The sequence below is a fragment of the Serratia sp. NGAS9 genome (assembly GCF_009905295.1).
In the GTDB taxonomy this organism is placed as follows: Bacteria; Pseudomonadota; Gammaproteobacteria; order Enterobacterales; family Enterobacteriaceae; genus Serratia; species Serratia bockelmannii.
Window position 1 is genome coordinate 4,038,451 of sequence record NZ_CP047605.1, and the last position, 26,902, is coordinate 4,065,352.

Annotated in this window: 21 protein-coding genes, 2 tRNA genes and 3 rRNA genes; 12 read left to right on the top strand and 14 right to left on the bottom strand. The window is 58.1% G+C overall.

The annotated features are described in order from the left end of the window. The first annotated feature begins 158 nt into the window (after nucleotides 1–158). The 4 genes from trxC to pssA all read left to right on the top strand — a co-directional run bounded on the left by trxC (nucleotide 159) and on the right by pssA (nucleotide 5,588). A complete protein-coding gene (gene trxC, locus GUC32_RS19300) occupies nucleotides 159–578 on the top strand; it encodes a thioredoxin TrxC (protein ID WP_004928868.1) in 420 nt (139 codons plus the stop codon). Nucleotides 579–693: 115 nt separating this feature from the next. Further along, nucleotides 694–1,383, top strand: coding sequence for a tRNA-uridine aminocarboxypropyltransferase (locus GUC32_RS19305; RefSeq protein ID WP_038629863.1), 690 nt, complete (start codon nucleotides 694–696; stop codon nucleotides 1,381–1,383). A 48-nt stretch (nucleotides 1,384–1,431) separates the two neighbouring features. Next, nucleotides 1,432–4,080: a bifunctional acetate--CoA ligase family protein/GNAT family N-acetyltransferase gene (locus GUC32_RS19310; RefSeq protein ID WP_025304006.1), complete on the top strand. Its 2,649-nt coding sequence runs from the start codon at nucleotides 1,432–1,434 to the stop codon at nucleotides 4,078–4,080. 152 nt (nucleotides 4,081–4,232) lie between these two features. Next, nucleotides 4,233–5,588 carry a CDP-diacylglycerol--serine O-phosphatidyltransferase gene (gene pssA / locus GUC32_RS19315; protein ID WP_025304007.1) on the top strand — a complete coding sequence of 452 codons (1,356 nt, stop codon included), beginning with the start codon at nucleotides 4,233–4,235 and terminating at the stop codon, nucleotides 5,586–5,588. A 36-nt stretch (nucleotides 5,589–5,624) separates the two neighbouring features. Here pssA and GUC32_RS19320 read toward each other — a convergent pair whose 3' ends face one another. The 7 genes from GUC32_RS19320 to gmhB form a co-directional block, all read right to left on the bottom strand. Next, complete coding sequence (locus GUC32_RS19320; RefSeq protein ID WP_025304008.1) at nucleotides 5,625–6,935, bottom strand: MFS family transporter; 1,311 nt, start codon at nucleotides 6,933–6,935, stop codon at nucleotides 5,625–5,627. 256 nt (nucleotides 6,936–7,191) lie between these two features. Then, nucleotides 7,192–7,307, bottom strand: a 5S ribosomal RNA gene (gene rrf, locus GUC32_RS19325). A 99-nt stretch (nucleotides 7,308–7,406) separates the two neighbouring features. Next, nucleotides 7,407–10,314, bottom strand: a 23S ribosomal RNA gene (locus GUC32_RS19330). Nucleotides 10,315–10,521: 207 nt separating this feature from the next. Further along, nucleotides 10,522–10,597, bottom strand: a tRNA-Ala gene (locus GUC32_RS19335). 38 nt (nucleotides 10,598–10,635) lie between these two features. Next, nucleotides 10,636–10,712 (bottom strand) — tRNA-Ile (locus GUC32_RS19340). A 74-nt stretch (nucleotides 10,713–10,786) separates the two neighbouring features. Further along, nucleotides 10,787–12,328, bottom strand: a 16S ribosomal RNA gene (locus tag GUC32_RS19345). The 16S, 23S and 5S rRNA genes sit together here with 2 tRNA genes alongside, the layout of an rRNA operon. Before the next feature lie 393 nt (nucleotides 12,329–12,721). Then, the gene (gene gmhB / locus GUC32_RS19350) at nucleotides 12,722–13,285 is read right to left on the bottom strand and encodes a D-glycero-beta-D-manno-heptose 1,7-bisphosphate 7-phosphatase (RefSeq protein WP_025304009.1); all 564 of its coding nucleotides are present in this window, start codon (nucleotides 13,283–13,285) and stop codon (nucleotides 12,722–12,724) included. Nucleotides 13,286–13,473: 188 nt separating this feature from the next. Here gmhB and metN point away from each other — a divergent pair, with 188 nt between their 5' ends. The 6 genes from metN (at nucleotide 13,474) to proS (ending at nucleotide 19,060) form a co-directional block, all read left to right on the top strand. Next, a complete protein-coding gene (metN, locus tag GUC32_RS19355; RefSeq protein WP_004932012.1) occupies nucleotides 13,474–14,505 on the top strand; it encodes a methionine ABC transporter ATP-binding protein MetN in 1,032 nt (343 codons plus the stop codon). Continuing rightward, nucleotides 14,498–15,151 (top strand): methionine ABC transporter permease MetI, encoded by a 654-nt coding sequence (locus tag GUC32_RS19360; RefSeq protein WP_004932010.1) that lies wholly within the window; start codon nucleotides 14,498–14,500, stop codon nucleotides 15,149–15,151. The genes metN and GUC32_RS19360 overlap by 8 nt, the downstream gene beginning before the upstream one ends. 39 nt (nucleotides 15,152–15,190) lie before the next feature. Then, a complete protein-coding gene (locus tag GUC32_RS19365; RefSeq protein ID WP_025304010.1) occupies nucleotides 15,191–16,006 on the top strand; it encodes a MetQ/NlpA family lipoprotein in 816 nt (271 codons plus the stop codon). Between the two features lie 114 nt (nucleotides 16,007–16,120). Then, the gene (rcsF, locus tag GUC32_RS19370; RefSeq protein WP_025304011.1) at nucleotides 16,121–16,525 is read left to right on the top strand and encodes an Rcs stress response system protein RcsF; all 405 of its coding nucleotides are present in this window, start codon (nucleotides 16,121–16,123) and stop codon (nucleotides 16,523–16,525) included. Beyond that, nucleotides 16,522–17,229: a tRNA (N6-threonylcarbamoyladenosine(37)-N6)-methyltransferase TrmO gene (tsaA, locus tag GUC32_RS19375; protein WP_033644898.1), complete on the top strand. Its 708-nt coding sequence runs from the start codon at nucleotides 16,522–16,524 to the stop codon at nucleotides 17,227–17,229. Before rcsF ends, tsaA begins: the two co-directional genes overlap by 4 nt. A 112-nt stretch (nucleotides 17,230–17,341) precedes the next feature. After that, a complete protein-coding gene (proS, locus tag GUC32_RS19380) occupies nucleotides 17,342–19,060 on the top strand; it encodes a proline--tRNA ligase (RefSeq protein ID WP_089196204.1) in 1,719 nt (572 codons plus the stop codon). 60 nt (nucleotides 19,061–19,120) lie between these two features. On the opposite strand, the gene nlpE is transcribed toward proS, so the two are convergent. The 3 genes from nlpE to GUC32_RS19395 are packed head-to-tail and all read right to left on the bottom strand — an operon-like array spanning nucleotide 19,121 to nucleotide 20,799. Next, nucleotides 19,121–19,804, bottom strand: coding sequence for an envelope stress response activation lipoprotein NlpE (nlpE, locus tag GUC32_RS19385; protein ID WP_260516161.1), 684 nt, complete (start codon nucleotides 19,802–19,804; stop codon nucleotides 19,121–19,123). 29 nt (nucleotides 19,805–19,833) lie between these two features. Then, nucleotides 19,834–20,247 (bottom strand): alternative ribosome rescue aminoacyl-tRNA hydrolase ArfB, encoded by a 414-nt coding sequence (gene arfB, locus GUC32_RS19390; RefSeq protein ID WP_004931997.1) that lies wholly within the window; start codon nucleotides 20,245–20,247, stop codon nucleotides 19,834–19,836. A gap of 3 nt (nucleotides 20,248–20,250) precedes the next feature. Next, entirely contained in the window at nucleotides 20,251–20,799 is a 549-nt protein-coding gene (locus GUC32_RS19395; protein ID WP_025304016.1) for a YaeQ family protein, read from the bottom strand. A 213-nt stretch (nucleotides 20,800–21,012) separates the two neighbouring features. Between GUC32_RS19395 and GUC32_RS19400 the strand changes: the two genes are divergently transcribed. Further along, nucleotides 21,013–21,213 (top strand): YaeP family protein, encoded by a 201-nt coding sequence (locus tag GUC32_RS19400; RefSeq protein ID WP_004931993.1) that lies wholly within the window; start codon nucleotides 21,013–21,015, stop codon nucleotides 21,211–21,213. Then, a complete protein-coding gene (gene rof, locus GUC32_RS19405; RefSeq protein WP_004931991.1) occupies nucleotides 21,200–21,463 on the top strand; it encodes a Rho-binding antiterminator in 264 nt (87 codons plus the stop codon). Before GUC32_RS19400 ends, rof begins: the two co-directional genes overlap by 14 nt. Before the next feature lie 50 nt (nucleotides 21,464–21,513). Here the strand turns inward: rof and GUC32_RS19410 are convergent, their stop codons facing one another. From GUC32_RS19410 to cadA, 4 genes are all read right to left on the bottom strand, one after another. After that, nucleotides 21,514–21,828: a c-type cytochrome gene (locus GUC32_RS19410; RefSeq protein WP_060435092.1), complete on the bottom strand. Its 315-nt coding sequence runs from the start codon at nucleotides 21,826–21,828 to the stop codon at nucleotides 21,514–21,516. A 15-nt stretch (nucleotides 21,829–21,843) separates the two neighbouring features. Beyond that, nucleotides 21,844–23,160, bottom strand: a complete 1,317-nt coding sequence (tilS, locus tag GUC32_RS19415) for a tRNA lysidine(34) synthetase TilS (protein WP_060435090.1) — start codon at nucleotides 23,158–23,160, stop codon at nucleotides 21,844–21,846. A gap of 56 nt (nucleotides 23,161–23,216) precedes the next feature. After that, nucleotides 23,217–24,662 carry a dipeptide permease DtpD gene (gene dtpD, locus GUC32_RS19420; RefSeq protein ID WP_197811434.1) on the bottom strand — a complete coding sequence of 482 codons (1,446 nt, stop codon included), beginning with the start codon at nucleotides 24,660–24,662 and terminating at the stop codon, nucleotides 23,217–23,219. Nucleotides 24,663–24,730: 68 nt separating this feature from the next. After that, nucleotides 24,731–26,869, bottom strand: coding sequence for a lysine decarboxylase CadA (gene cadA, locus GUC32_RS19425; RefSeq protein WP_016929874.1), 2,139 nt, complete (start codon nucleotides 26,867–26,869; stop codon nucleotides 24,731–24,733). Nucleotides 26,870–26,902 lie beyond the last annotated feature (33 nt).

The window sequence follows — 26,902 nt, forward strand, 5'->3', positions numbered from 1 at the left end:
ACGAAGCCACCAACTTGCGCTAAAAGCTCCCAACTATCACATCCATTGAACAAACCTCATTGTTCACGCGCCGGGTTTTGCCGATAATTGTCAGCATTAAAGAAACATCTCCGCAACCGCGTTGCGGGGACCCGGCTTTCTCAGTACCCGAGGTCAACATGAATACAGTTTGTGCAGCTTGCAATGCCACCAACCGTGTGCCGGAAGAACGTCTGGCGGACAACGCGAAATGCGGCCGCTGCGGCCACGAGCTCTTCGACGGTGAAGTGATCAACGCCACCGCCGCCACGCTGGACCAGTTGCTGCAGGACGATCTGCCGGTCGTGGTCGATTTCTGGGCGCCGTGGTGCGGCCCGTGCCGCAGCTTTGCGCCGATCTTTGAAGACGTGGCCGAAGAGCGCGCCGGCAAAGTGCGCTTCGTGAAAGTGAACACCGAAGCCGAACCGGAGCTGAGCGCCCGTTTCCGCATCCGCAGCATCCCGACCATCATGGTGTTCCGTCAGGGCAAGATGGTCGACATGCTCAACGGCGCGATGCCAAAAGCACCGTTTGACAACTGGCTCAACGAGTTAGTGTGATTCCGCAAGTATAGGCCGTATCCCGCCATCGCGCGCGAACGCGCCCCGATCGAGCCCGCCCCTCCCGGCGGGCTTTTTTCTGCGTTACAATAGCGGTTTTTCCCCCAGGATCGTTATGACCGACAACGCCGTACTTCGCCTGCGCCAATTCCGTTTAGACCGCGCCACCCGCCCTTTTTTGGCGCGCGGTTGCCGGGTGGCGCGTTGTCAGGGTTGCCTGCTGCCGCATAAAAACTGCCTGTGTGACACCATTCGCCCGCAGCAGGCCGGCAGCCGCTTCTGCCTGATCATGTTCGGCGCCGAGCCGCTCAAGCCCAGCAACACCGGGCGCCTGATCGCCGATATCCTGCCGGACACCCAGGCGTTCCTCTGGTCGCGTACCGAGGTCGATCCCGCCCTGCTGGCAGCCATCAACGATCCGACGCGGCAGCCTTATGTGGTGTTCCCCGCGTCCTACGCCGACGCCGAACGGCCGGTGTTCAATGAGCTGCCCGTCGGCGGTAAACCGCCGCTGTTCATCATGCTGGACGGCACCTGGGCAGAAGCGCGCAAAATGTTCCGTAAAAGCCCGTATCTCAATCAATTCCCGGTGTTTTCACTCAACGTCGATGCCGCATCCGACTATCAGCTGCGCGAAGCCAGCCGCGCCGAGCAGCACTGTACGGCGGAAGTGGCCGCCGCCCTGTTGCAACAGGCGGGCGATCTGCCGGCCGCCGACGGATTGAATCAGCATTTCCGCTATTTCCGTCAACAGTATCTGGCGGGAAAACCGACCCGGCCGGAGGCACCGGTCACAGCAATGTAGCCATAAAGCGCCTAAAATCAGGCGTAACGTTGCCAAAAGGAGCCGTGCATGAGCCAGCGAGGGTTAGAAGCGCTACTACGTCCCAAATCGATCGCCGTGCTGGGCGCTTCGCAGCAGCCGGGCCGTGCCGGCAACCTGATGATGAGCAACCTGCTGGCCGGCGGTTTCGGCGGGCCCATCTTGCCGGTGACGCCGCGCTACAAGGCGGTATGCGGCGTCATGGCCTATCCCGACGTCGCCAGCCTGCCGCTGACGCCGGATCTGGCGATCATCTGCACCCACGCCAAGCGTAATCTGGCGCTGATCGACGCGCTGGGCCAACGCGGCTGCAAAACCGCCATCGTGCTCTCTTCGCCACCGGAACAGTTCGCCGAGCTGAAGGCCTGCGCGCAGCGCCACGCCATGCGGCTGTTGGGCCCCAACAGCCTGGGGCTGCTGGCGCCGTGGCAGGGCATCAACGCCAGCTTCTCGCCGGTGCCGATCCAAAAGGGCAAGCTGGCGTTTATCTCGCAGTCCGCCGCCGTGGCCAACACCATTCTCGACTGGGCGCAGCAGCGCGAAGTCGGCTTCTCCTACTTCATCGCGCTGGGCGACAGCCTGGACATCGACGTCGACGACCTGCTAGACTTTTTGGCGCGCGACAGCAAGACCAGCGCCATCCTGCTGTATCTGGAAAACATCAGCGACGCACGACGCTTTCTCTCCGCCTCGCGCAGCGCCTCACGCAACAAGCCCATTCTGGTGATCAAAAGCGGCCGCAGCCAACAGGCGCAATTACTGCTCAACAGCCAGCTGGGGCTGGACGCCGCTTATGACGCCGCCATCCAGCGCGCCGGCCTGCTGCGCGTGCAGGATACTCACGAGCTGTTCTCCGCGGTGGAAACCCTCAGCCATATGCATCCGCTGCGGGGGGAACGGTTGATGATCGTCAGCAACGGCGCGGCGCCGGCGGCGATGGCGCTGGACGAACTGCTCGGCCGCAACGGCAAGCTGGCGACGCTGAGCGAGGAAAGCCTGGCGAAGCTGAGCGATGCGCTGCCGGATTTCATTCGCGCCGGCAACCCGCTCGATCTGCGCGATGACGCCACGCCGCAGCGCTACCTGGCGGCTCTCGAAGCGCTGCTCGACAGCCACGACTATGACGCGCTGCTTCTGATCCATGCGCCGAGTGCGGCGGCGCCGGGCACCGCCACGGCGCAGCGGCTGATTGACGCGCTGCATCGCCATACGCGCGGCAAGCGCATCACCTTGCTGACCAACTGGTGCGGCGAATACTCTTCTCAAGAGGCGCGCCGGCAGTTTACCGAGGCCGCCATTCCCACCTACCGCACGCCGGAAGGCGCGGTCACCGCCTTTATGCATATGGTGGAATACCGCCGCAACCAAAAGCAGCTGAAAGAGACCCCGGCGCTGCCGGTCGGCCTGACCGCCAATACCGCCGACGCTCACCGCCTGATCCATCAGGCGCTGGCCGAAGGCGCCACCCAGTTGGATACCCACGAGGTGCAATCCATTCTGCAGGCTTATGACCTGAGCACCCTGCCGACCTGGATCGCCGAAGACAGCGCCGAAGCGGTGCACATCGCCGAGCAGATCGGCTACCCGGTGGCGCTGAAGCTGCGTTCGCCGGATATTCCGCACAAATCGGAAGTTCAGGGCGTGATGCTCTACCTGCGCACCGCGACCGAAGTGCAGCGCGCGGCGGAGGCGATCCTCGACCGTGTGAAGCGTACCTACCCCCAGGCGCGCATCCATGGCCTGTTGGTGCAGAGCATGGCCAACCGCGCCGGCGCCCAGGAGCTGCGCATCGCGGTGGAGCAGGATGCCATTTTCGGCCCGTTGATCATGCTGGGAGAAGGCGGCGTAGAGTGGCGCCAGGAAAATCAGGTGGCGGTCGCGCTGCCGCCGCTGAACATGGCGCTGGCGCGTTATCTGGTGCTGCAGGCGGTGAAAGGCGGCAAGATCCGCGGGCGCAGCGCGCTGCGGCCTTTAGATATCCCTGGACTAAGCCGCTTGCTGGTGCAGGTCTCCAACCTGATCCTCGACTGCCCGGAGATCGCCCGGCTGGATATTCACCCGGTGTTGGCCTCCGGCAGCGAATTCACCCTGCTGGACGTTTCGATGCAGCTCGCGCCGTTCAGCGGCGATCCGCAGGCGCGGCTGGCGATCCGCCCTTATCCGCATGAGCTGGAAGAGACCATCGCGTTGAAAGACGGCAGCCAGTGCCTGTTCCGCCCGATCCTGCCGGAAGACGAACCGGCGCTGAAACATTTCATCGACCGGGTGACCAAGGAAGACCTCTATTATCGCTACTTCAGCGAGATCAACGAGTTTACCCATGACGATTTGGCCAACATGACGCAGATCGACTACGATCGAGAAATGGCCTTTGTGGCGGTGCGCGCAGACGAGATCATCGGTGTGACCCGCGCGCTGTCCGATCCGGACAACACCGACGCCGAGTTCGCCGTACTGGTGCGTTCCGATCTCAAAGGCGTGGGCCTAGGCCGTCAGCTACTGGAGAAAATGATCGCCTACGCGCGCGCGCATGGCCTGACCCGCCTGAGCGGCATCACCATGCCGAATAACCGCGGCATGATCGCGCTGGCGCAGCGACTGGGCTTTGGCATCGAGGTGCAGCTTGAGGACGGCATCGTCAATCTGACGCTGCCGCTGCAGGCCGCCGACGCGCAGTGACCTGCGTCGCAATGCGCTACGAATCCACCACTTAACGCCAAAACATACGCACAATCGGGGCAACTAATGGTATTATCGCCCGATTATTCGGTTTATTGTTTTTATGCCTGTGGCGTTCCGGCCATCAATCATGAGAGAAGAAACGCACTGTGATGTTGTCAAAATTTAAACGTAGCAAACATCAACAACACCTTGCACAACTGCCCAAACTCCCCCAGACGGTTGCTGATGTTCGTACGTTGTACGCGCCGTCCGATTTTCGCACCACGCTGCTGAGCGCCATCGCCAACGCCACCCAACGCATCTATCTGGTGGCCCTGTATCTGGAGCATGACGACGCCGGGCGCGAGATCCTCAACGCGCTGTATCAAGCCAAGCAGCGTCGGCCCGAGCTGGAAATCTGCGTACTGGTCGACTGGCACCGCGCACAGCGCGGGCGAATCGGCGCCGCCGCCGCCAATACCAACGCCGACTGGTACTGCGCCATGGCCAGCCAACATCCGGAACAGTCGGTGCCGATCTACGGCGTGCCGGTCAATACCCGCGAAGCGTTGGGCGTTCTGCACCTGAAGGGCTTTGTGGTCGACGATACCGTGATCTACAGCGGCGCCAGCATCAACGACGTTTATCTGCATCAGCATGAGAAATACCGTTACGATCGCTACCAGCTGATCACCAATGAGGTGTTGGCCGATACCCTGATCGATTACATCAAGCAGCATCTGCTCACCGCGGGCGCCGTACAACGCCTCGATCGCAGCGATCGGCCGAAAAGCCCGGAGATCAAAAACGAGACCCGTCTGTTCCGTTTCGCCCTGCGCCGCGCGGGTTACCACTTCCGCGGCAAGGCCGGCAACGATGAGCTGGCGGTGACGCCGCTGGTTGGGCTTGGCAAGCAAAGCGTGCTGAATAAAACCATTCATCACCTGATGTCGTGCGCCGACCAGAAACTGACGCTGTGTACTCCCTATTTCAACCTGCCGGCGCTGCTGGTGCGCAACATCATTTATCTGCTGCGCCAGGGCAAACAGGTGGAGATCATCGTCGGCGACAAGACCGCCAACGACTTCTATATTCCGGAGGACCAGCCGTTCAAAATCATCGGCGCGCTGCCCTACCTGTACGAGATCAACCTGCGCCGCTTTCTGAGCCGCTTGCAGCGTTATATCGACACCGGGCAGCTGATCGTGCGTCTGTGGAAGGATGGCGATAACAGCTATCACCTGAAAGGCATGTGGGTAGACGAAGAGTGGCAGCTGATTACCGGCAATAACCTCAACCCGCGCGCCTGGCGGCTGGATCTGGAAAACGCCATTCTGATCCACGATCCCAAGCAGGAAATGCGCGAGCAGCGGCAAAAAGAGCTGGAATGCATCCGCACTCACACCACCGTGGTCGGCCATTATCAGGAGCTGCAAAGCATTCAGCAGTACCCGATCAAGGTGCGTAAGCTGATTCGGCGTCTGCGCCGTATCCGCATCGATCGGCTGATTAGCCGTATCCTGTAAGCGGTATGCTGACCCCGGCCAAGGCCGGGGTTTTTATTACAGCTGTATCTCCTTGCCTTTGCGATGCAACCGGAGCGAGACCAGCAGCGCCAGCAGGCACATGCCGGAGACATACCAGAAGAAAGCGTTCTCCACGCCAAACGATTTAAGCGACAACGCGACATATTCCGCCGAACCACCGAACAGGGCATTCGCCACCGCATAAGACAAGCCTACCCCTAACGCGCGTACCTCCGGCGGGAACATCTCGGCTTTAAGCAACCCGCTGATCGCGGTGTAAAAGCTGACAACGAACAGCGCCAACACGATCAGACCGAACGCCATAAAGGGGTTGGTCACCTCTTTCAAGGCAAACAGGATCGGCACCGTCAACACCGTGGCGAAGGCTGAGAAGATCAGCATCGAGCTGCGACGGCCGATTTTGTCCGAAAACGCGCCTACCGCCGGCTGCAGCAGCATAAAGACGAACAGCGCCACGGTCATGATGGCGCTGGCCAGCTTGGCGTCCATACCAGCGGTGTTCACCAGGTATTTTTGCATGTAGGTGGTGAAGGTGTAGAAGGTCAGCGAACCGGCGGCGGTAAAGCCCAGCACCATCAGGAACGCCTTGCGGTTCTTCCACAGCCCCGTCAGCGAACCGGCATCTTTGTGGTTACGCGTCTTCGCATCGGAGGTTTCATTCAGCGAGCGGCGCAGGTACAGCGCCACCACCGCCAACACCGCCCCCAAGGCAAACGGAATACGCCATCCCCAGGCTTTCAGCTCTTCGCCGGACAATATTTGCTGCAGGATCACCAAAACCAGCAGCGCCAACAGTTGCCCGCCGATCAGCGTCACGTACTGGAACGAGGCGTAGAAGCCACGCCGCCCCTTGATTGCCACCTCGCTCATGTAGGTGGCGCTGGTGCCATACTCCCCCCCTACCGACAACCCCTGGAACAGGCGGGCAATCAGCAGCAGCGCCGGCGCCCAGCTGCCGATTGATTCATAAGTCGGCAGGCAGGCGATCACCAGCGATCCGGCGCACATCATGCAGACCGAAATCAGCATCGAGTTTTTCCGGCCATGCTTGTCAGCGATGTAGCCGAATAACCAACCGCCGATAGGTCGCATGAAGAAGCCGGCGGCGAATACCCCGGCGGTTTGCAGCAGCTGTGTCGTACTGTTGCCCGCCGGAAAAAATGAGGCAGCAAAGTAGATTGAGCAGAAGGAGTAGACGTAAAAATCAAACCACTCCACCAGATTGCCTGACGAAGCCCCGACGATAGCGAAAATGCGTTTCTTGTTATCCAGCGCTCCCTGTTCGGTGCCGTGCTCATCCCCAAGAGCCGAGGTTGTTTCTGTCATGATGTTTTCTCCGAGCCATAGCAATGATGAAATTCGGCGTCCTGCCGCCAGGTGTTACTTTATTGTTATTTATAAGTTAACAGCCAAACTTAATAGCGGACGAAGAATATCTGATATTCAGAGAAACAATGCGTTGGTTTTGTGATGAATATTAAACAGTACGATGAAAGCTGAAGCGGATTACAACGGGGATTTTCCATTTTACGCATAGCAAAAAGCCCTGAACGTCAGTTCAGGGCTTTCGGCTTTATTTGATGCCTGGCAGTGTCCTACTCTCGCATGGGGAGACCCCACACTACCATCGGCGCTACGGCGTTTCACTTCTGAGTTCGGCATGGGGTCAGGTGGGACCACCGCGCTATTGCCGCCAGGCAAATTCTGTTTCATTCCAACCGCCTCACTTCCGTGAAGCCATCAGAACCAATCTCGGAACTTCGCTGAAAATCTCTCTAAAAACACCTTCGGTGTTGTAAGGTTAAGCCTCACGGATCATTAGTACTGGTTAGCTCAATGCATCGCTGCACTTACACACCCAGCCTATCAACGTCTTAGTCTTAAACGTTCCTTCAGGGGCCTTAAAGGCCCAGGGAAGACTCATCTTGAGGCAAGTTTCGCGCTTAGATGCTTTCAGCGCTTATCTTTTCCGCACTTAGCTACCGGGCAATGCCATTGGCATGACAACCCGAACACCAGTGGTGCGTTCACTCCGGTCCTCTCGTACTAGGAGCAACCCCTCTCAATCTTCCAACGCCCACGGCAGATAGGGACCGAACTGTCTCACGACGTTCTAAACCCAGCTCGCGTACCACTTTAAATGGCGAACAGCCATACCCTTGGGACCTACTTCAGCCCCAGGATGTGATGAGCCGACATCGAGGTGCCAAACACCGCCGTCGATATGAACTCTTGGGCGGTATCAGCCTGTTATCCCCGGAGTACCTTTTATCCGTTGAGCGATGGCCCTTCCATTCAGAACCACCGGATCACTAAGACCTACTTTCGTACCTGCTCGAGCCGTCACTCTCGCAGTCAAGCTAGCTTATGCCTTTGCACTAACCTCACGATGTCCGACCGTGATTAGCTAACCTTCGTGCTCCTCCGTTACTCTTTGGGAGGAGACCGCCCCAGTCAAACTACCCACCAGACACTGTCCTCACCCCAGATTATGGGGCCGAGTTAGAACATCAAACATTAAAGGGTGGTATTTCAAGGATGGCTCCACGCAGACTGGCGTCCACGCTTCAAAGCCTCCCACCTATCCTACACATCAAGGCTCAATGTTCAGTGTCAAGCTATAGTAAAGGTTCACGGGGTCTTTCCGTCTTGCCGCGGGTACACTGCATCTTCACAGCGAGTTCAATTTCACTGAGTCTCGGGTGGAGACAGCCTGGCCATCATTACGCCATTCGTGCAGGTCGGAACTTACCCGACAAGGAATTTCGCTACCTTAGGACCGTTATAGTTACGGCCGCCGTTTACTGGGGCTTCGATCAAGAGCTTCGCCTTGCGGCTGACCCCATCAATTAACCTTCCAGCACCGGGCAGGCGTCACACCGTATACGTCCACTTTCGTGTTTGCACAGTGCTGTGTTTTTATTAAACAGTTGCAGCCAGCTGGTATCTTCGACTGGCTTCAGCTCCATCCGCGAGGGACTTCACCTACATGCCAGCGTGCCTTCTCCCGAAGTTACGGCACCATTTTGCCTAGTTCCTTCACCCGAGTTCTCTCAAGCGCCTTGGTATTCTCTACCTGACCACCTGTGTCGGTTTGGGGTACGATTTAATGTTACCTGATGCTTAGAGGATTTTCCTGGAAGCAGGGCATCAACTACTTCTGCACCGTAGTGCATCGTCATCACGCCTCAGGGTTAGTATGCAACCGGATTTACCAGGTCACACCCCCTACACGCTTAAACCGGGACAACCGTCGCCCGGCTAGCCTAGCCTTCTCCGTCCCCCCTTCGCAGTAACACCAAGTACAGGAATATTAACCTGTTTCCCATCGACTACGCTTTTCAGCCTCGCCTTAGGGGTCGACTCACCCTGCCCCGATTAACGTTGGACAGGAACCCTTGGTCTTCCGGCGAGCGGGCTTTTCACCCGCTTTATCGTTACTTATGTCAGCATTCGCACTTCTGATACCTCCAGCAACCCTCACAGGCCACCTTCAACGGCTTACAGAACGCTCCCCTACCCAACAACGCCTAAGCGTCGCTGCCGCAGCTTCGGTGCATGGTTTAGCCCCGTTACATCTTCCGCGCAGGCCGACTCGACCAGTGAGCTATTACGCTTTCTTTAAATGATGGCTGCTTCTAAGCCAACATCCTGGCTGTCTATGCCTTCCCACATCGTTTCCCACTTAACCATGACTTTGGGACCTTAGCTGGCGGTCTGGGTTGTTTCCCTCTTCACGACGGACGTTAGCACCCGCCGTGTGTCTCCCGTGATAACATTCTTCGGTATTCGGAGTTTGCATCGGTTTGGTAAGCCGGGATGGCCCCCTAGCCGAAACAGTGCTCTACCCCCGAAGATGAGTTCACGAGGCGCTACCTAAATAGCTTTCGGGGAGAACCAGCTATCTCCCGGTTTGATTGGCCTTTCACCCCCAGCCACAAGTCATCCGCTAATTTTTCAACATTAGTCGGTTCGGTCCTCCAGTTAGTGTTACCCAACCTTCAACCTGCCCATGGCTAGATCACCGGGTTTCGGGTCTATACCTTGCAACTATTCGCCCAGTTAAGACTCGGTTTCCCTACGGCTCCCCTATACGGTTAACCTTGCTACAAAATATAAGTCGCTGACCCATTATACAAAAGGTACGCAGTCACACCACGAAGGTGCTCCCACTGCTTGTACGTACACGGTTTCAGGTTCTATTTCACTCCCCTCGCCGGGGTTCTTTTCGCCTTTCCCTCACGGTACTGGTTCACTATCGGTCAGTCAGGAGTATTTAGCCTTGGAGGATGGTCCCCCCATATTCAGACAGGATGTCACGTGTCCCGCCCTACTCATCGAACTCACGACCTGTGCATTTTAGTGTACGGGGCTATCACCCTTTGCTGCGCGACTTTCCAGACGCTTCCACTAACACACAAGCCGATTCAGGTTCTGGGCTCCTCCCCGTTCGCTCGCCGCTACTGGGGGAATCTCGGTTGATTTCTTTTCCTCGGGGTACTTAGATGTTTCAGTTCCCCCGGTTCGCCTCATGCCACTATGTATTCATGACATGATAGTGTGTCGAAACACACTGGGTTTCCCCATTCGGGTATCGCCGGTTATAACGGTTCATATCACCTTACCGACGCTTTTCGCAGATTAGCACGCCCTTCATCGCCTCTGACTGCCTAGGCATCCACCGTGTACGCTTAGTCACTTAACCTCACAACCCGAAGATGTTTCCATCGTTCGCGCTGCAAACATTTGAGAGACTCTATGACAGGTTACTCTTCATCCCAGTACATCTACGGAGGGATAAATTTCAGCCGTCATGTTTCAATTTTCAGCTTGTTCCAGATTGTTAAAGAGCAAAATACTTCGCAGCATACTGTCGCCAATATACTCTGAAGTATTGAAATACCGGACTATATGGTGGAGCTAAGCGGGATCGAACCGCTGACCTCCTGCGTGCAAGGCAGGCGCTCTCCCAGCTGAGCTATAGCCCCATACAGTCACGTGCAGTACCTTTTCCACTTCGAAGAAGTGGTAGGCCTGAGTGGACTTGAACCACCGACCTCACCCTTATCAGGGGTGCGCTCTAACCACCTGAGCTACAAGCCTATAAAGGTATTTCTGCTCGTTACTTTCTATCAGACAATCTGTGTGAGCACGCCACTCGAACTAATATCTTTAGGTAAGGAGGTGATCCAACCGCAGGTTCCCCTACGGTTACCTTGTTACGACTTCACCCCAGTCATGAATCACAAAGTGGTAAGCGCCCTCCCGAAGGTTAAGCTACCTACTTCTTTTGCAACCCACTCCCATGGTGTGACGGGCGGTGTGTACAAGGCCCGGGAACGTATTCACCGTAGCATTCTGATCTACGATTACTAGCGATTCCGACTTCATGGAGTCGAGTTGCAGACTCCAATCCGGACTACGACATACTTTATGAGGTCCGCTTGCTCTCGCGAGGTCGCTTCTCTTTGTATATGCCATTGTAGCACGTGTGTAGCCCTACTCGTAAGGGCCATGATGACTTGACGTCATCCCCACCTTCCTCCAGTTTATCACTGGCAGTCTCCTTTGAGTTCCCGGCCGAACCGCTGGCAACAAAGGATAAGGGTTGCGCTCGTTGCGGGACTTAACCCAACATTTCACAACACGAGCTGACGACAGCCATGCAGCACCTGTCTCAGAGTTCCCGAAGGCACCAAAGCATCTCTGCTAAGTTCTCTGGATGTCAAGAGTAGGTAAGGTTCTTCGCGTTGCATCGAATTAAACCACATGCTCCACCGCTTGTGCGGGCCCCCGTCAATTCATTTGAGTTTTAACCTTGCGGCCGTACTCCCCAGGCGGTCGATTTAACGCGTTAGCTCCGGAAGCCACGCCTCAAGGGCACAACCTCCAAATCGACATCGTTTACAGCGTGGACTACCAGGGTATCTAATCCTGTTTGCTCCCCACGCTTTCGCACCTGAGCGTCAGTCTTCGTCCAGGGGGCCGCCTTCGCCACCGGTATTCCTCCAGATCTCTACGCATTTCACCGCTACACCTGGAATTCTACCCCCCTCTACGAGACTCTAGCTTGCCAGTTTCAAATGCAGTTCCCAGGTTGAGCCCGGGGATTTCACATCTGACTTAACAAACCGCCTGCGTGCGCTTTACGCCCAGTAATTCCGATTAACGCTTGCACCCTCCGTATTACCGCGGCTGCTGGCACGGAGTTAGCCGGTGCTTCTTCTGCGAGTAACGTCAATTGATGAGCGTATTAAGCTCACCACCTTCCTCCTCGCTGAAAGTGCTTTACAACCCGAAGGCCTTCTTCACACACGCGGCATGGCTGCATCAGGCTTGCGCCCATTGTGCAATATTCCCCACTGCTGCCTCCCGTAGGAGTCTGGACCGTGTCTCAGTTCCAGTGTGGCTGGTCATCCTCTCAGACCAGCTAGGGATCGTCGCCTAGGTGAGCCATTACCCCACCTACTAGCTAATCCCATCTGGGCACATCTGATGGCAAGAGGCCCGAAGGTCCCCCTCTTTGGTCTTGCGACGTTATGCGGTATTAGCTACCGTTTCCAGTAGTTATCCCCCTCCATCAGGCAGTTTCCCAGACATTACTCACCCGTCCGCCGCTCGTCACCCAGGGAGCAAGCTCCCCTGTGCTACCGCTCGACTTGCATGTGTTAAGCCTGCCGCCAGCGTTCAATCTGAGCCATGATCAAACTCTTCAATTAAAAGCTTGATTTGCTTCCACTCGAGAAGCGATGCTCAAAGATTTACTGCATGAATTTTACTTCAGTTAGTCACTCTTCAAGACTTGATATTTTTTTGCATCCGAAGATGCTGGATATCGTCTTGTGGAGTGCCCACACAGATTGTCTGATAAATTGTTAAAGAGCAGTGAGTTAGGCGCTTTCGCTTGCTAACTCGAGGTGGCGTATATTACGCTTTCCTCTTTCAGAGTCAACCCTAATTTTCAGGATTTTTCTCTGCGACCCCCCGGATACTCTGTGAAGTTGTTCACATGTTCCGTGTCGATGGAGGCGCATTATAGGGAGCCGGTTCAGAATGACAAGCGTTAATATGCATTTTTTATCTGACCGCTCACTATTCATTCGTAACGCCTATTAAACCCGCTTTTTGATGGCTGCAGGCAGGTCCGCCAGGCTATTTAGCACCCAATCGGCCAGCTTTTCGCCCTGCTCCGTCACCGGCTTGCCGGTACGCACCAGCACCTTGGTGCCGACGCCGGCCGCGATCGCCGCCTGCATGTCTTCCGGTTTATCCCCCACCATATAAGAAGCGGCCATATCGATGTTCAATTCCTGCTGCGCTTGCAACAGCATGCCCGGCTGCGGTTTACGGCAGTCGCACACCTGACGATACTCCTCTACTGCCGCCTCCGGATGATGCGGGCAGAAATAGATGCCGTCGAAGTCGACATCGCGATCGGCCAGCGACCAGTCCATCCACTCGGTCAGGTACATAAACTGGTCTTCGCTGAACTTGCCGCGCGCAATGCCGGACTGGTTGGTCACCATCACCAACGCGAAGCCCATCTTTTTAAGTTCGCGACAGGCGTCAATCACGCCGTCAATAAAGTGGAAATTGTCGATTTCATGGACATAACCATGGTCAACATTAATCGTACCGTCACGATCGAGAAAAATTGCTGGAACGCTTTGTGTCACCGCTTTGCTCCTGAGGGGCTGAATACGCTGACAGTATCGCATGTTTTACCCCGCACTGAGAACGCCGGAGAACGTCGCTGGCCGTTGACTTAGACGTCTAGACGCCTTAACATCTGATCCATACCTTGGTTCCACGCCGAGGTTTACTTTTATCTAGCCACGGGCAACCACGCTAAAATAAGAAGAATATGATTAAACTTTCTAACATCACTAAAGTGTTCCAGCAGGGTTCGCGCACCATTACCGCGCTCTCTGACGTGACCCTTCACGTCCCTGCAGGGCAAATCTATGGCGTCATCGGTTCCTCCGGCGCCGGTAAAAGCACGCTGATTCGCTGCGCCAACATGCTTGAGCGCCCTACGTCCGGCCAGGTGCTGGTCGATGGTCAGGATCTGACCTCGCTTTCGGAAAGCGAACTGACGCGCGCGCGCCGCCAAATCGGCATGATCTTCCAGCACTTCAACCTGCTTTCGTCCCGCACGGTGTTCGGCAACGTGGCGCTGCCGCTGGAACTGGATAATACGCCGCGCGCCGAGATCAAAAAGCGCGTTACCGAACTGCTGGAGCTGGTCGGCCTGGCGGACAAGCACGACGCCTACCCGGCCAACCTGTCCGGCGGCCAGAAACAGCGCGTGGCGATCGCGCGCGCGCTGGCCAGTAACCCCAAAGTGCTGCTGTGCGACGAAGCCACCAGCGCGCTGGATCCGGCCACCACCCGTTCCATCCTGGAACTGCTGAAAGACATCAACCGCCGTCTGGGCCTGACCATTCTGCTCATCACCCATGAAATGGACGTGGTGAAACGCATCTGCGACCAGGTCGCGGTCATCAGCCAGGGGCAACTGATCGAAAAAGACAGCGTCAGCGAAGTGTTCTCACACCCGAAAACCCCGCTGGCCCAACAGTTCATTCAGTCCACGCTGCATCTGGATATTCCGGACGACTACGCCGCGCGCCTGTCGCCGGAGCGCCAGGGCGACCGTCAGCCGCTGCTGCGCCTGGAATTCACCGGCCAGTCGGTCGATGCGCCGCTGCTGTCTGAAGCCGCTCGCCGCTTCAACGTGAACAACAACATTATCAGCGCCCAGATGGATTATGCCGGCGGCGTGAAATTCGGCGTGATGCTGGCGGAGCTGCACGGCAGCGACGAAGACGCGCTGGCGACGATTAAGTTCCTGCAAGAAAATCAGGTAAAAGTAGAGGTTCTGGGTTATGTCTGAGGCAATGATGTGGTTGATGGCGCGTGGCGTGTGGGAAACCGTCATGATGACCTTTGTCTCCGGCTTCTTCGGTTTCGTGCTCGGCCTGCCGGTAGGCGTGCTGCTGTATGTGACCCGCCCTGGGCAGATCATCGCCAACAATTCGCTGTATAAGATCCTGTCCGGGCTGGTGAACATCTTCCGTTCCATCCCGTTCATTATCCTGCTGGTTTGGATGATTCCGTTTACCCGCATGATCGTCGGTACCTCGATCGGTCTTCAGGCGGCCATCGTGCCGTTGACCGTGGGCGCCGCGCCGTTCATCGCGCGCATGGTGGAAAACGCCCTGCTGGAGATCCCGTCCGGTCTGGTGGAAGCGGCGCGCGCCATGGGCGCCACGCCGATGCAGATCATCAAGAAAGTGTTGCTGCCGGAAGCCCTGCCTGGCCTGGTCAACGCCGCGACCATCACCCTAATCACCCTGGTGGGTTACTCCGCCATGGGCGGCGCGGTCGGTGCCGGCGGTCTGGGCCAAATCGGTTACCAATACGGTTATATCGGTTATAACGCCACAGTTATGAATACCGTATTAGTATTACTGGTAGTTTTGGTTTATCTGATCCAATTCTGCGGCGATCGCATCGTCAAAGCCGTTACCCATAAATAGTTTCACAGCATATTAATGCGAGTCTAATGAGGAAGGGATATGTCGTTAACATTTAAATCCATCGCGACAATTGGCGCACTGATCGGCACTCTGGCTCTGGCGGGCTGTGGCCAGGATGAAAAGAATCCAAACCACATCAAGGTCGGCGTGATCGTCGGCGCAGAGCAGCAAGTGGCTGAAGTGGCGCAGAAAGTGGCGAAAGAGAAATACGGTCTGGACGTCGAGCTGGTCACCTTCAACGATTACGTGCTGCCAAACGAAGCGCTGAGCAAAGGCGATATCGACCTGAACGCCTTCCAGCACAAGCCTTATCTGGATCAGCAGATCAAAGATCGCGGCTACAAGCTGGTGCCGGTCGGCAGCACCTTTGTTTACCCGATCGCCGGTTACTCCAAGAAAATCAAATCGCTGGACGAACTGAAAGAGGGTTCTCAGATCGCACTGCCGAACGATCCGACCAACCTGGGCCGCTCGCTGCTGCTGCTGCAGAAAGTCGGCCTGATCAAGCTGAAAGACGGCGTTGGCCTGCTGCCGACCGTGCTGGACGTGACCGAGAACCCGAAAAACCTGAAGCTGGTTGAGCTGGAAGCGCCTCAGCTGCCACGTTCTCTGGACGATCAGCAGATCGCGCTGGCGGTGATCAATACCACCTACGCCAGCCAGATCGGCCTTACGCCGGCGAAAGACGGTCTGTTCGTGGAAGATAAAGACTCGCCTTACGTCAACCTGCTGGTTGCGCGCGAAGATAACAAAGATGCGGAAAACGTGAAGAAATTCGTGCAGGCCTATCAGTCTGACGAAGTTGACGCCGCCGCCAACAAAATCTTCAACGGCGGTGCGGTGAAAGGCTGGTAAGCGCTTATTCACCAATTTTATTCCTATAATTGCAAGACGGGCCAAGGCCCGTCTTGTTATTTCCGCCATAGATTGCTTCAATAGCGCCACTTTCATTAAGGCAGAGGAATCTCAATGCGTGTTTTACCTCTCTGTTTGTTAGCGCTCGCGCTGGCCGGATGTTCATCGCAACGTATCGCGCCATCCTCAACAAACAGCACCAGCAAGCCGACCACGACCGCCCCGGCCAAGACCACGCCGGCCGCCCGCCCCGCTCCGGTAAAACTGTATAAAAGTGCAGAAGAACTCGTGGGTAAACCGTTCCGCGATCTGGGTGAAGTGTCCGGCGAATCGTGCCAAACCACCGTACAAGACTCCCCACCGAATCTGGCTACCGCCCGTAAACGCATGCAAATCCGCGCGTCTTACATGAAGGCCAACGCCGTGCTGCTGCACGACTGCCAGATTGTCAGCGGCGTCGCCGGTTGTTATCAGCAGGCCGTCTGCCAGGGCTCGGCGCTTAACGTCTCGTCCAAATGACCGAATTCGTTTTCGAGCAGATCGGCGTGATCCGCTCGCCGTATAAAGAGAAATTCGCCGTGCCCCGCCAACCGGGGCTGGTCGAAGACGGTGGCGGCGAACTGCTGTTGCTACCGCCCTACAACCAGGCGGAAGCGGTTCGCGGTCTCAGCGATTTCAGCCATCTGTGGGTGATGTTCATTTTCCATCAAACCATGGAAGGCGGCTGGCGCCCGACGGTACGCCCACCGCGTTTAGGCGGCAATGCCCGCATGGGCGTGTTCGCCACCCGCTCCACCTTCCGCCCCAACCCGCTCGGCATGTCGCTCATTGAGCTCAAAGGCGTACGGGTGAAAAACGGGGAAGTGGCGCTGGAACTGGGCAGCCTCGATCTGGTCGACGGTACCCCGGTGGTGGACATCAAGCCTTATCTGCCGTTCGCCGAGAGCCAACCGCAGGCCCGCGCCGGCTTTGCCCAGGCCGCGCCCGCCGGCGATATGCCGGTGCGTTTCGCGCCGCAGGCGGAACAGCAGCTGCAGCAACATCAGGCGCGCTACCCGCAATTAAGGCGTTTTATCAGCCAGGTGCTGGCACAGGACCCCCGTCCCGCCTATCGTAAAGGAGAGGACGTCGAACGGGATTACGCCGTCTGGCTGCTGGATTTCAACGTGCGCTGGCGCGTCGTAGACGGCCACACCGAAGTGCTGTCGCTCGACCCGCGTTAAAATTCCGCCGCCTCTCTTTTGGCGACCCGCTCGCGCTGGTAAACTAAATCACTTTTTGGCCGCCACTCTGGCAGCCCGATGCAATTTGCAGTTCTAACGGAACCAAAACACCATGCGTACTAGCCAATATCTGCTCTCCACTCTGAAGGAGACACCTGCCGACGCCGAAGTGATCAGCCACCAGCTGATGCTGCGCGCCGGGATGATCCGCAAGCTGGCCTCCGGTCTTTACACCTGGCTGCCGACCGGCCTGCGCGTTCTGAAGAAGGTTGAAAACATCGTTCGCGAAGAAATGAACAATGCTAATGCGATCGAAGTGTCCATGCCGGTGGTTCAGCCTGCCGACCTGTGGCAGGAAAGCGGCCGTTGGGAGCAATACGGCCCCGAGCTGCTGCGCTTCGTCGACCGCGGTGACCGTCCTTTCGTGCTGGGCCCGACGCATGAAGAAGTGATTACCGATCTGATCCGCAACGAGATCAGCTCGTACAAGCAGCTGCCGCTGAACTTCTTCCAGATCCAGACCAAGTTCCGTGATGAAGTGCGCCCACGTTTCGGCGTGATGCGTTCCCGTGAGTTCCTGATGAAGGATGCCTACTCCTTCCATACCTCGCAGGAGTCTCTGCAGGAGACTTACGACGCGATGTACGAAGCGTACAGCAAAATCTTCAGCCGCATGGGCCTGGATTTCCGCCCGGTGCAGGCCGATACCGGCTCGATCGGCGGCAGTGCGTCGCACGAATTCCAGGTGCTGGCAGACAGCGGTGAAGACGATATCGTGTTCTCCACCGGTTCCGACTTCGCCGCCAACATCGAGCTGGCGGAAGCGGTCGCGCCGGCGGCTCCGCGCGCGGCGGCCAGCGAAGCGCTGCGCCTGGTAGATACCCCGAACGCAAAAACCATCGCCGAGCTGGTCGAGCAATTCGCGCTGCCAGTGGAAAAAACCGTGAAGACGCTGATGGTACGCGCCACCGAAGAGAGCGGCCACAAGCTGGTCGCTCTGCTGGTGCGCGGCGATCACGAGCTGAACGAAGTCAAGGCAGAGAAGCTGGCGCTGGTTGCCACGCCGCTGACCTTCGCCACCGAAGAAGAAATTCGCGCCATCGTCGGTGCCGGCCCGGGTTCACTCGGCCCGGTCAACCTGCCGATGCCGGTGGTAGCTGACCGCAGCGTGGCGGCGATGAGCGACTTTGGCGCCGGCGCCAACGTTGACGGCAAACACTACTTCGGCATCAACTGGGAGCGCGATCTGCCGCTGCCGCAGGTGGCCGATATCCGTAACGTGGTGGAAGGCGACGCCAGCCCGGACGGTCAGGGTACGCTGCTGATCAAACGTGGCATCGAAGTGGGCCATATCTTCCAGCTCGGCACCAAGTATTCGGAAGCGATGAAAGCGACCGTGCAAGGCGAAGATGGCCGTAACCAGGTACTGACCATGGGTTGCTACGGCATCGGGGTCACGCGCGTTGTGGCCGCCGCCATCGAGCAGAACCACGACGAACGCGGCATCATCTGGCCGGACGCTATCGCGCCGTTCCAGGTCGCTATTCTGCCGATGAACATGCACAAGTCGTTCCGCGTGCAGGCGCTCGCCGAAGAGCTGTACAACACCCTGCGCTCCCATGGCATCGACGTGATCCTCGATGACCGCAAAGAGCGTCCGGGCGTGATGTTCGCGGATATGGAACTGATCGGCGTGCCGCACTCTATCGTTATCGGTGACCGTAACCTCGACAACGAAGAGATCGAGTACAAGAACCGCCGCGTCGGCGAGAAGCAAATGATCAAAACCGGCGAAATCGTTGATTTCCTGCTGGGCCAGATCAAACGCTGAGCGACGAACGCCAGAAAATAAAAAACCCGCCTAGGCGGGTTTTTTTATATCCGAAAACGCTTACTTGCTGCTGCAGTTTTTGCTGCGGTCGAACGCGATTTTGCCGTCCGGTACCACCGCCTTCTCTATCTGCCCTTCTTCCATCGATGGCTGCACGCTGAAATGCGCATTGAAGGTCAGGAACACCGGCTCGCCGGCATTTTTGTTGGCTTTGGCGTAACCTTGCTCCAGCGCGATGTTGTTATCCACCGGGAACGTGATGCCGGTAGCGCAGTCCTTGAAAACTGCCGCATCCGCCATATAGGTGTAACTGCCTTTCATCACCATCGGCGTTTTAGGCAACGGTTTTTCAATCGGCTCCAGGCGATAGTTCAGCTTGGAGGCGATCGGCACGCCGCTGCGATCCAGCATCTCTAGGCTCTTGCCCACCGGGCGGAAGTAGCGTTTTTCACCGGTGCTGTCGGTCAGCACCAGCTTATCCGCAGTGCGCGCCCATTTGCCGTAGTCGGCAAATGTCTGATCGCCGTCTTTGGTGTCGCGGTAGGTTTCCTGCAGCACAAAGGTGCCGTCCTCATCCAGGAACAGCGCCGTGTCCAGACCGCCGCAATCGGCGCAAGGCAACAATCCTTGATAACTCTGCGGCATCGCCTGCAGCGGTTGTTCCTTCGGCTGATAATGATTGTTGCATCCCAACAACGAGAGTGCGCCTGCCGCCAAGAACAGGGCTATCGTAATTTTCTTCACAGTTATTCTCCTACTGTGTTCATGTATTCCTAAGTGCGAACCTTGCCACGCAGCGCCTTGGTGGCGCCTTTACGCGTCTTGCCTTCCAGGCGACGCAGTTTCGCTCCTTTCGTCGGCTTGGTCGCCTTGCGCGTTTTTTCCACCACCATCGCCTGCTGAATCAGCGCGACCAGCCGGGCCAACGCCGCTTCGCGATTCAATTCCTGACTGCGATACTCTTGCGCCTTGATAATCACTACGCCATCAGCGGTAATGAGATGATGATTCAGCGCCAGCAGCCTTTCCTTATAATACTCTGGCAGGCTGGATGCCCGGATGTCAAAGCGCAAATGGATCGCCGTTGAGGTTTTGTTCACGTGCTGGCCGCCCGCGCCCTGTGCGCGGATCGCCGTCAATTCCAGTTCATTATCCGGTATGGCTACGTTTCTTGACAGTTCCAGCACCGGTTACACCTGTGCCTGCTGCCACTCGGCAAACTGGATTTCCAGACTATTCTGAGCATCGGACAGCCAAATAGTTCCCTCCTGCAGCGTTGCCTGCAGCGTCATGGTGCGGCTGGCCAATGCCGTCAGGCGCGCCAACTGCTCGTCGTCAAGGAAACGCACGCTCAGGTTCTTGTAGCCGGCCACCTTACCCTGCATTCCCTGCCACCACACGTGCGCAGCGCGCTCGCCGTAAGCGTACAACACCACGCGCGGCGACTGGTTGCAGGCCTTGCGGATGCGTTTTTCGTCGGGTAATCCCATCTCGATCCACATTTCCAGCCCGTTGTGGTCGTTGCGCTGCCAGATCTCCGGCTCGTCGTCGGCGCTCAGCCCTTTGGTGAACACCAACCGCTCGTCGGCATGACAGATCCAGGCCAACAGGCGCAGCATCATGCGCTGCTCATTTTCGGACGGGTGTTGCGCCAGCGTCAGCGTGGCGTCGTGGTAGAAGTGACGATCCATATCAGCAATATTGACCGCGGCTTTATAAATGGTTGCTTTCAGCGCCATGGGTGACCTCGTTATTATCCGGCGACAGTGTACTTGATCAGGGCCAAACCCCGCCAGCGCGGCCAGGCCGCGGCAGTGCGAAAGGCGTGCCGGGGTGCTGATAACTCCATAACAGCTGTGCTATAGTCGTCTAGGATAGGATAAAACTCCGAGAGCCTGCGCCTCATCGCGATAGTAGTCTTGATGATGCAGAGGTTCTTAAGGGAGGAAACTGTGCAACAATACTGTGAGTTAGTACGCCGTACTTACGCCGAGATTGGCAGTGGAGATCTTGGCTACGTGCCTGATGCGCTGGCTTGTGCGTTAAAGGCATTGGACGATGTCGCAGCGAACGATGCGCTACCGTCCTCCGTTAGGGAACAGGCGGCCTTTGCCGCCGCTAACTTATTGGTGAGCGACTATGTTGATGAATGATGAGTACCAACCCATCAATTGCGATGACTACGACAACCTGGAACTCGCCTGTCAGCATAAACTTATTCTGAAGCTGGAGTTACGCGACGGAGAAGTGATCGAGGCCAAGGCGATCGACCTGCTGCAAAAGAAACGCGTTGAGTATCTGACCATCGAACAGAACGGCCAGCAGCGCGACCTGCGCCTGGACCATATCAGCAGTTTCAGTCATCCGGAAATCGGTACCGTGGTCGTCAGTCTGTCGGACTGAGCAGCGGTAACCCCATCCCAACAGGGCAGCCCAACGGCTGCCCTCGTCATTTAAGGCTTCAGGCTGGCGTAATAGGCCGCCAGATCGGCGATATCGTCATCCGACAGCCCCGACACGTAGGCCTTCATCACCTCGGCCTGGCCGCCGTTGCGCTCCCCTTTCTTATACGCCTGCAACGCGTGCTGCAGGTACATGGCGTTCTGCCCGGCCAGATTCGGGTACATCGGCACCGTCACCTTGCCCTGCGCGCCGTGGCAGGCCGCACAGGCGGCGGCTTTCGCCTGACCGGCCGCCGCATCCCCCGCCGCCAACGCCGGCAGGCTGAACAGGCCGGCGGCCAACAGCGTGATCCCCATAAACTTCATCATTGCTCCTCGCGATTATGATTTTTTTTCCCAGCGCAATCGCCACGGGCGTTCGCCTTCCGGCACCTGCCCCGCCTCACAGACGAATACGCCCAGCGCGGCGATCAACTGCTCATCATAATAAATCAACGGGATGCGTTCACGCTGCCAGGGAGGAATACCCAGCTCCTGCCACAGTTTTTTTATCGGCCGCGAATGGACGCGCCCCACGATGCGCACCGCACCCTGCACGCCGCCGAACCGAACGCTGACCTGTTGCGATGGCTGCGGTGCGCGCAGCACCAGCTCGCCCTCACCGGCAATCAACTGCCCCAGCCCGTCCGGCAACGTCAGCGGCTGGTCGGGCTGCCAGGGCAGATGCACATCGCGCAGCGCCGCCAGCGGCGGCAACAGGTGCAATCGGCCGCGGAAACGGCGAATCTGATAGGCGCCGAGCTGCAGCTGCGGTTCGGCATCCTCCCGGCTGAGCGCCACCTCTTCCCACAGGCGCTGAAGCTGCTCACGCGCCGGCATGGTGACGTTAAACAATGCGATCCAGCGCCGCAGCAAAGCGAAGCGCCGCACCGGCGAACAGTCGGTCAGGCCGTCAATCGCCAATGAGCGATCTGCCGCCAACAGGCTTTGCAGCGGTTCCGCCAGCAGTTCGTCCAGCAGTTGCTCCTGCTCGGCGCACAGGCCGGCGCTGCGCGCTACCGCCGAGGCGAAGTGCGGCCAGCGCTGGTTGAGCTGCGGCAACACCTGCAACCGCAGGAAATTGCGATCGAAGCGCGTGTCCTGATTGCTGTCGTCATCTATCCAGGTTAAGGCGTGGCGCTGCGCGTAGCTTTCCAGCGTCTGACGCGAACAGCCCAACAGCGGCCGCAACAGCAGGTGCTCGCCCAGCGTCGCGCGCGCCGCCATCGCCGACAGACCAGCCGGCCCGCTGCCGCGCTTGAGCGCCAGCAGGAAGGTTTCGCTTTGATCGTCGAGGTGTTGCGCGGTGAGCAGCGCTTCGCCCTCCGTGAGGGCGGCGCTGAAGGCGGCATAGCGCGCCGCACGCGCCGCCGCTTCGATGCCGCCCTGGCGGGCGTCCACCTGCACATGCGTCACCGTCAACGGGATCTGCCAGTCGGCACACCGGCTGCGGCAATGCTCAACCCAACGGTCGGCAAAGGCGCTCAGGCCATGATGCACGTGCAGCGCACGCAGCTGCAGCGCCGGACGTTGGCGGCGCAACGCCGCCAGCAGATGCAGCAGCACGCTGGAATCCAGGCCGCCGCTGAACGCCACCAGCAGCCGCTGCTGCGCGCCCAGCTGGTCCGCCACCTGCGTCGTTAATTGATCAGTATCCATCGGTAGGCTTTGTCACTTCTACATAGCTGCACGTTAACCCCGCCTACCGCCATCAATCAAGCATTAACCGTCCGGGCCTGGCGTCGCGTCAGCAGCCACCAGCCGCCCAGCACCGCGATCACCGCCAGCGCACATCCGGCCGCTCCCCAGCCGATCTGGGCGAAAATGCGGCCATACGCCTGCATCGCCGCCCCTTCGATGTGGTCTTCGGCGGTCTGATTGGCGATGATGCCCGCCAGGTAGTTGGCGATCGAACCGGTCGCCAGCATATAGATACCGGTCAACACGCCGGTGGCGCCGGGGATATTCAGCCGGGTGATCTGCGCCATCGCCACCGGATCGATAAACAGTTCGGCGAAGCCCATCACCGCCAGACCGGCGATCATAAGCCCCATCGATCCCGGCCCGTTCAGCCGGGTATTAAGCGCCATCAGCGTAAAGCCGACGCCGATCAACAGCAGACCGAAGGCGAACTTGCACCAGATGCGCAGCGTGCGGTCGCCATCGCCACTCGCCAGCCAGGCCAGCGCCACGCCGCCCAGCATCACCGCACAGGCGTTAACCGACTGGAACAAGGCGGTCGGCACCGTCCAGCCGAACCAGCGCCGGTCAACGAAATGATCGATAAACAGGCTGATGGAGCTGCCGCCCTGCTGGGCAAAGGCCCAGAACAGCGTGCCTAGCAGCATCAGCACAACGATCTGCCACAGCCCCCGGCGCTGGCCGGCGTCCGCGCGCAGCATAATGCGTGCCACCAGCACCACCGCCGCCACGCACACCAACCCGAGCAAATAGCCGGCCCAGCCACGTTCAAACAGCAGCATGAAGAACAGCGGCGACGCCAGCAGCACCACCAGCAGCCAACCCCAGTGCGGCAGGCCCAGGCTTCTGGCGCGCATCAGCGGTACATTCACGCCACGCGTGTGGCGGAAGTGGCGCCCGCCGAGCAGGAAAATCACCAGGCCGGCGAACATGCCGATCCCGGCCAATGCAAAGCCGACGTGCCAGCCATAGCGCTCAGCTGCCAACCCGCAGGCGATCGGCGCCAGAATAGACCCGACGTTGCCGGCGGCGTACAGCAGCGAGAAGCCCCCTTCGCGGCGCGAGTCCTGCGCCGGATACAGCTCGCCCAGCAGGCAGCTGATATTGGATTTGAACAGGCCATAGCCACAGATGATGATGGCCAGCGCCAGATAGAGCGACTGGGCGGAGACCGCGCTCAGGCCGAGCACGATATGCCCCAGGGTCATCAGCGCCGCACCGGCGATCACCGCAACGCGATTGCCCAGCAGGCGGTCGGCGAGCCAGCCGCCCAGAATAGGAGTGACGTAAACTAACGAAGCGTAAGCGCTGTAGAGATCGATGGCGTGGCTGTCGGTATAGCCGAGTTGGTGGGTCAGATAGAGGATCAGTAACGCACGCATGCCGTAAAAGCTGAAATATTCCCAAATTTGTATCGCTACGACATAGTAGATTGCGCGCGGCTGTGAGGGTGTTTTCATGGTGGTCTCCCATCAGTCGGTGAACGGCAAAGGGGAAGCGCGAGCGCCTCCCCTCTTATTGGCTGCGGTTATTTCGCCTTCAGCACTTTCACCCGATAACGTCCGTCCGCCTGACGATAGGCGCCGTGAATGTCGGTTTCAAAGCCCGGATAATGCGCGCCGATTTCGCACAGCATCTGCAGGAACTCCAGCACCGGCCGGCTCTCTTCGGTCAGCATTTCGCCCGGCATCACCAGCGGCACGCCCGGTGGGTATGGGAGGATCATATTGGCGTTGACCTTGCCGACCATCTCTTCCAGATAGACCTCTTCCACTTCGCCGTGCAGCTCTTTCTGGAACGCCTGGTACGGATTCATCACCATGGTTGGCAGCACTTCGAACGCGCGGTACATCAGGTCCGGCAGGTTGTGTTGCTCCACCAGGCGGTGAATGTTCTGCGCCAGATCCTGAATGCGCATGTTTTCATAGAAATCAGGCGCTTCCTGATACAGCGAAGGCAGCATGTTTTTCACCCGCAGGTTCAGATCGAACGAGCGTTTAAAGTCGGTCATCGCGCGCAGCAGGCTGAGCGCCTTGGTTTTGTCGATGCCAATGCTGAACAGGAACAGCAGGTTGTAGGGCCCGGTTTTCTCGACGATGATGCCGCGTTCGTCGAGGTATTTCGCCACGATGCTGGCCGGGATACCGAACGGCTGCATCTCGCCTTCCTTGCTCATCCCCGGCGTCAGAATGGTGACCTTGATCGGGTCCAGATACATGTGTTCGTTGTCGATGTTCTTGAAACCGTGCCAGGCGCTGTCGGAGCGCAGCGGCCAGCATTCCGGCTCATCGATATGCTCCGGCTGCCAGACGTCGAAGAACCAGCCGTCGGACTCGACTTTCAGGCGTTTAATCTCTTTGCGGAACTTGATCGCGCGCTCGATAGAGCCGTGGATCAGGCGCTTGCCGGCGTTGCCTTTCATCATCGCCGCGGCGGTTTCGGTCGACGCCACGATGCCGTAGTGCGGCGAGGTGGTGGTGTGCATCATGTAGGCTTCGTTGAAGGTTTCTTCGTTGATGTCACCCTTCACATGAATCATCGAAGCCTGCGAGAAGGCCGCCAGCAGTTTGTGGGTGGACTGGGTTTCGTAGATCACCTTGCCCTCCACGCGGCCGCCGCTCATGCCGCACTTGCCTTTATAGATCGGGTGGAAGTTGGTGTAAGGCACCCAGGCGGAATCGAAGTGGATCGACTTCACGTCCAGGGTGTTCTTGATAAAGTCGGTGTTGTACAGCAGCCCGTCATAGGTGGAGTTGGTGATCACCGCGTGCACCGGCCAGGTGGCGTTCGGGGTCTCCTTCACGCGCTTGGCGATGGTGGCGCGCTGGAACTCGCTCTGCGGAATGCCGCCGAGGATGCCGTAGGCGTTGCGGGTCGGGCGGAAGTAGATCGGCGTGATGTCGCTCATCATCATCAGGTGAGTCAGCGACTTGTGGCAGTTACGGTCAATCAGCACCGTGCTGCCCGCCGGTGCCGAATACATGCCGACGATCTTGTTGGCGGTGGAGGTGCCGTTGGTGACCATGTAGCTGCGTTCGGCGTTGAACACGCGGGAAATGTACTCCTCCGCCTCTTTGTGCGGGCCGGAGTGATCCAGCAGCGACCCCAGTTCGGACACCGAAATCGAAATATCCGACTTCATGGTGTTCGGGCCGAAGAAATCGTAGAACAGGCTGCCCACCGGGCTCTTCTGGAACGCGGTGCCGCCCATGTGGCCCGGCGTACAGAAAGTGTATTTGCCTTCGCGCACGTATTTAAACAGCGCCTTGGTCAACGGCGGCAGGATGGTGTCGATATATTCGTCGGTATTCTGTTTGATCTTGGCGGCGATGTCGGTTGCCGCGCCAAGCGCATACTCGAAGAAGCGCACCTGCATGCGCAGATCGTTCAGGCTGACGTCCAGCGTGGAATAGGTGTTGGCGAATGCGTACAGCGGCATGTATTCGTTCAGCTGACTGATCTCTTCGCACAGCTCCAGGTTGTATTTGTCCCAGTCGAAGATCACTCCGCACAGGCGGGCGTTGTTCTCGATCAGTTTCAGCAGGTCTTCGCGATCGTTAGGGTAAACGATGCGGAAATCCAGACTTTCCAGCGCCTGATGCAGTTCACGGATAGGCTCTTCTTTGAAGTAGACACCCATGTGATTCATGATGGCGATAACGTTCATATGCATTTCTCCTGGCAAAGCAAGCCCCTTCCC

Excerpts from the sequence above, each read along its gene's own strand:
- trxC (WP_004928868.1), top strand. The coding sequence starts at position 159 with ATGAATACAGTTTGTGCAGCTTGCAATGCCACCAACCGTGTGCCGGAA.
- GUC32_RS19305 (WP_038629863.1), top strand. The coding sequence starts at position 694 with ATGACCGACAACGCCGTACTTCGCCTGCGCCAATTCCGTTTAGACCGC.
- GUC32_RS19310 (WP_025304006.1), top strand. The coding sequence starts at position 1,432 with ATGAGCCAGCGAGGGTTAGAAGCGCTACTACGTCCCAAATCGATCGCC.
- pssA (WP_025304007.1), top strand. The coding sequence starts at position 4,233 with ATGTTGTCAAAATTTAAACGTAGCAAACATCAACAACACCTTGCACAA.
- GUC32_RS19320 (WP_025304008.1), bottom strand. The coding sequence starts at position 6,935 with ATGACAGAAACAACCTCGGCTCTTGGGGATGAGCACGGCACCGAACAG.
- metN (WP_004932012.1), top strand. The coding sequence starts at position 13,474 with ATGATTAAACTTTCTAACATCACTAAAGTGTTCCAGCAGGGTTCGCGC.
- GUC32_RS19360 (WP_004932010.1), top strand. The coding sequence starts at position 14,498 with ATGTCTGAGGCAATGATGTGGTTGATGGCGCGTGGCGTGTGGGAAACC.
- GUC32_RS19365 (WP_025304010.1), top strand. The coding sequence starts at position 15,191 with ATGTCGTTAACATTTAAATCCATCGCGACAATTGGCGCACTGATCGGC.
- rcsF (WP_025304011.1), top strand. The coding sequence starts at position 16,121 with ATGCGTGTTTTACCTCTCTGTTTGTTAGCGCTCGCGCTGGCCGGATGT.
- tsaA (WP_033644898.1), top strand. The coding sequence starts at position 16,522 with ATGACCGAATTCGTTTTCGAGCAGATCGGCGTGATCCGCTCGCCGTAT.
- proS (WP_089196204.1), top strand. The coding sequence starts at position 17,342 with ATGCGTACTAGCCAATATCTGCTCTCCACTCTGAAGGAGACACCTGCC.
- GUC32_RS19395 (WP_025304016.1), bottom strand. The coding sequence starts at position 20,799 with ATGGCGCTGAAAGCAACCATTTATAAAGCCGCGGTCAATATTGCTGAT.
- rof (WP_004931991.1), top strand. The coding sequence starts at position 21,200 with ATGTTGATGAATGATGAGTACCAACCCATCAATTGCGATGACTACGAC.
- GUC32_RS19410 (WP_060435092.1), bottom strand. The coding sequence starts at position 21,828 with ATGAAGTTTATGGGGATCACGCTGTTGGCCGCCGGCCTGTTCAGCCTG.
- tilS (WP_060435090.1), bottom strand. The coding sequence starts at position 23,160 with ATGGATACTGATCAATTAACGACGCAGGTGGCGGACCAGCTGGGCGCG.
- dtpD (WP_197811434.1), bottom strand. The coding sequence starts at position 24,662 with ATGAAAACACCCTCACAGCCGCGCGCAATCTACTATGTCGTAGCGATA.
- cadA (WP_016929874.1), bottom strand. The coding sequence starts at position 26,869 with ATGAACGTTATCGCCATCATGAATCACATGGGTGTCTACTTCAAAGAA.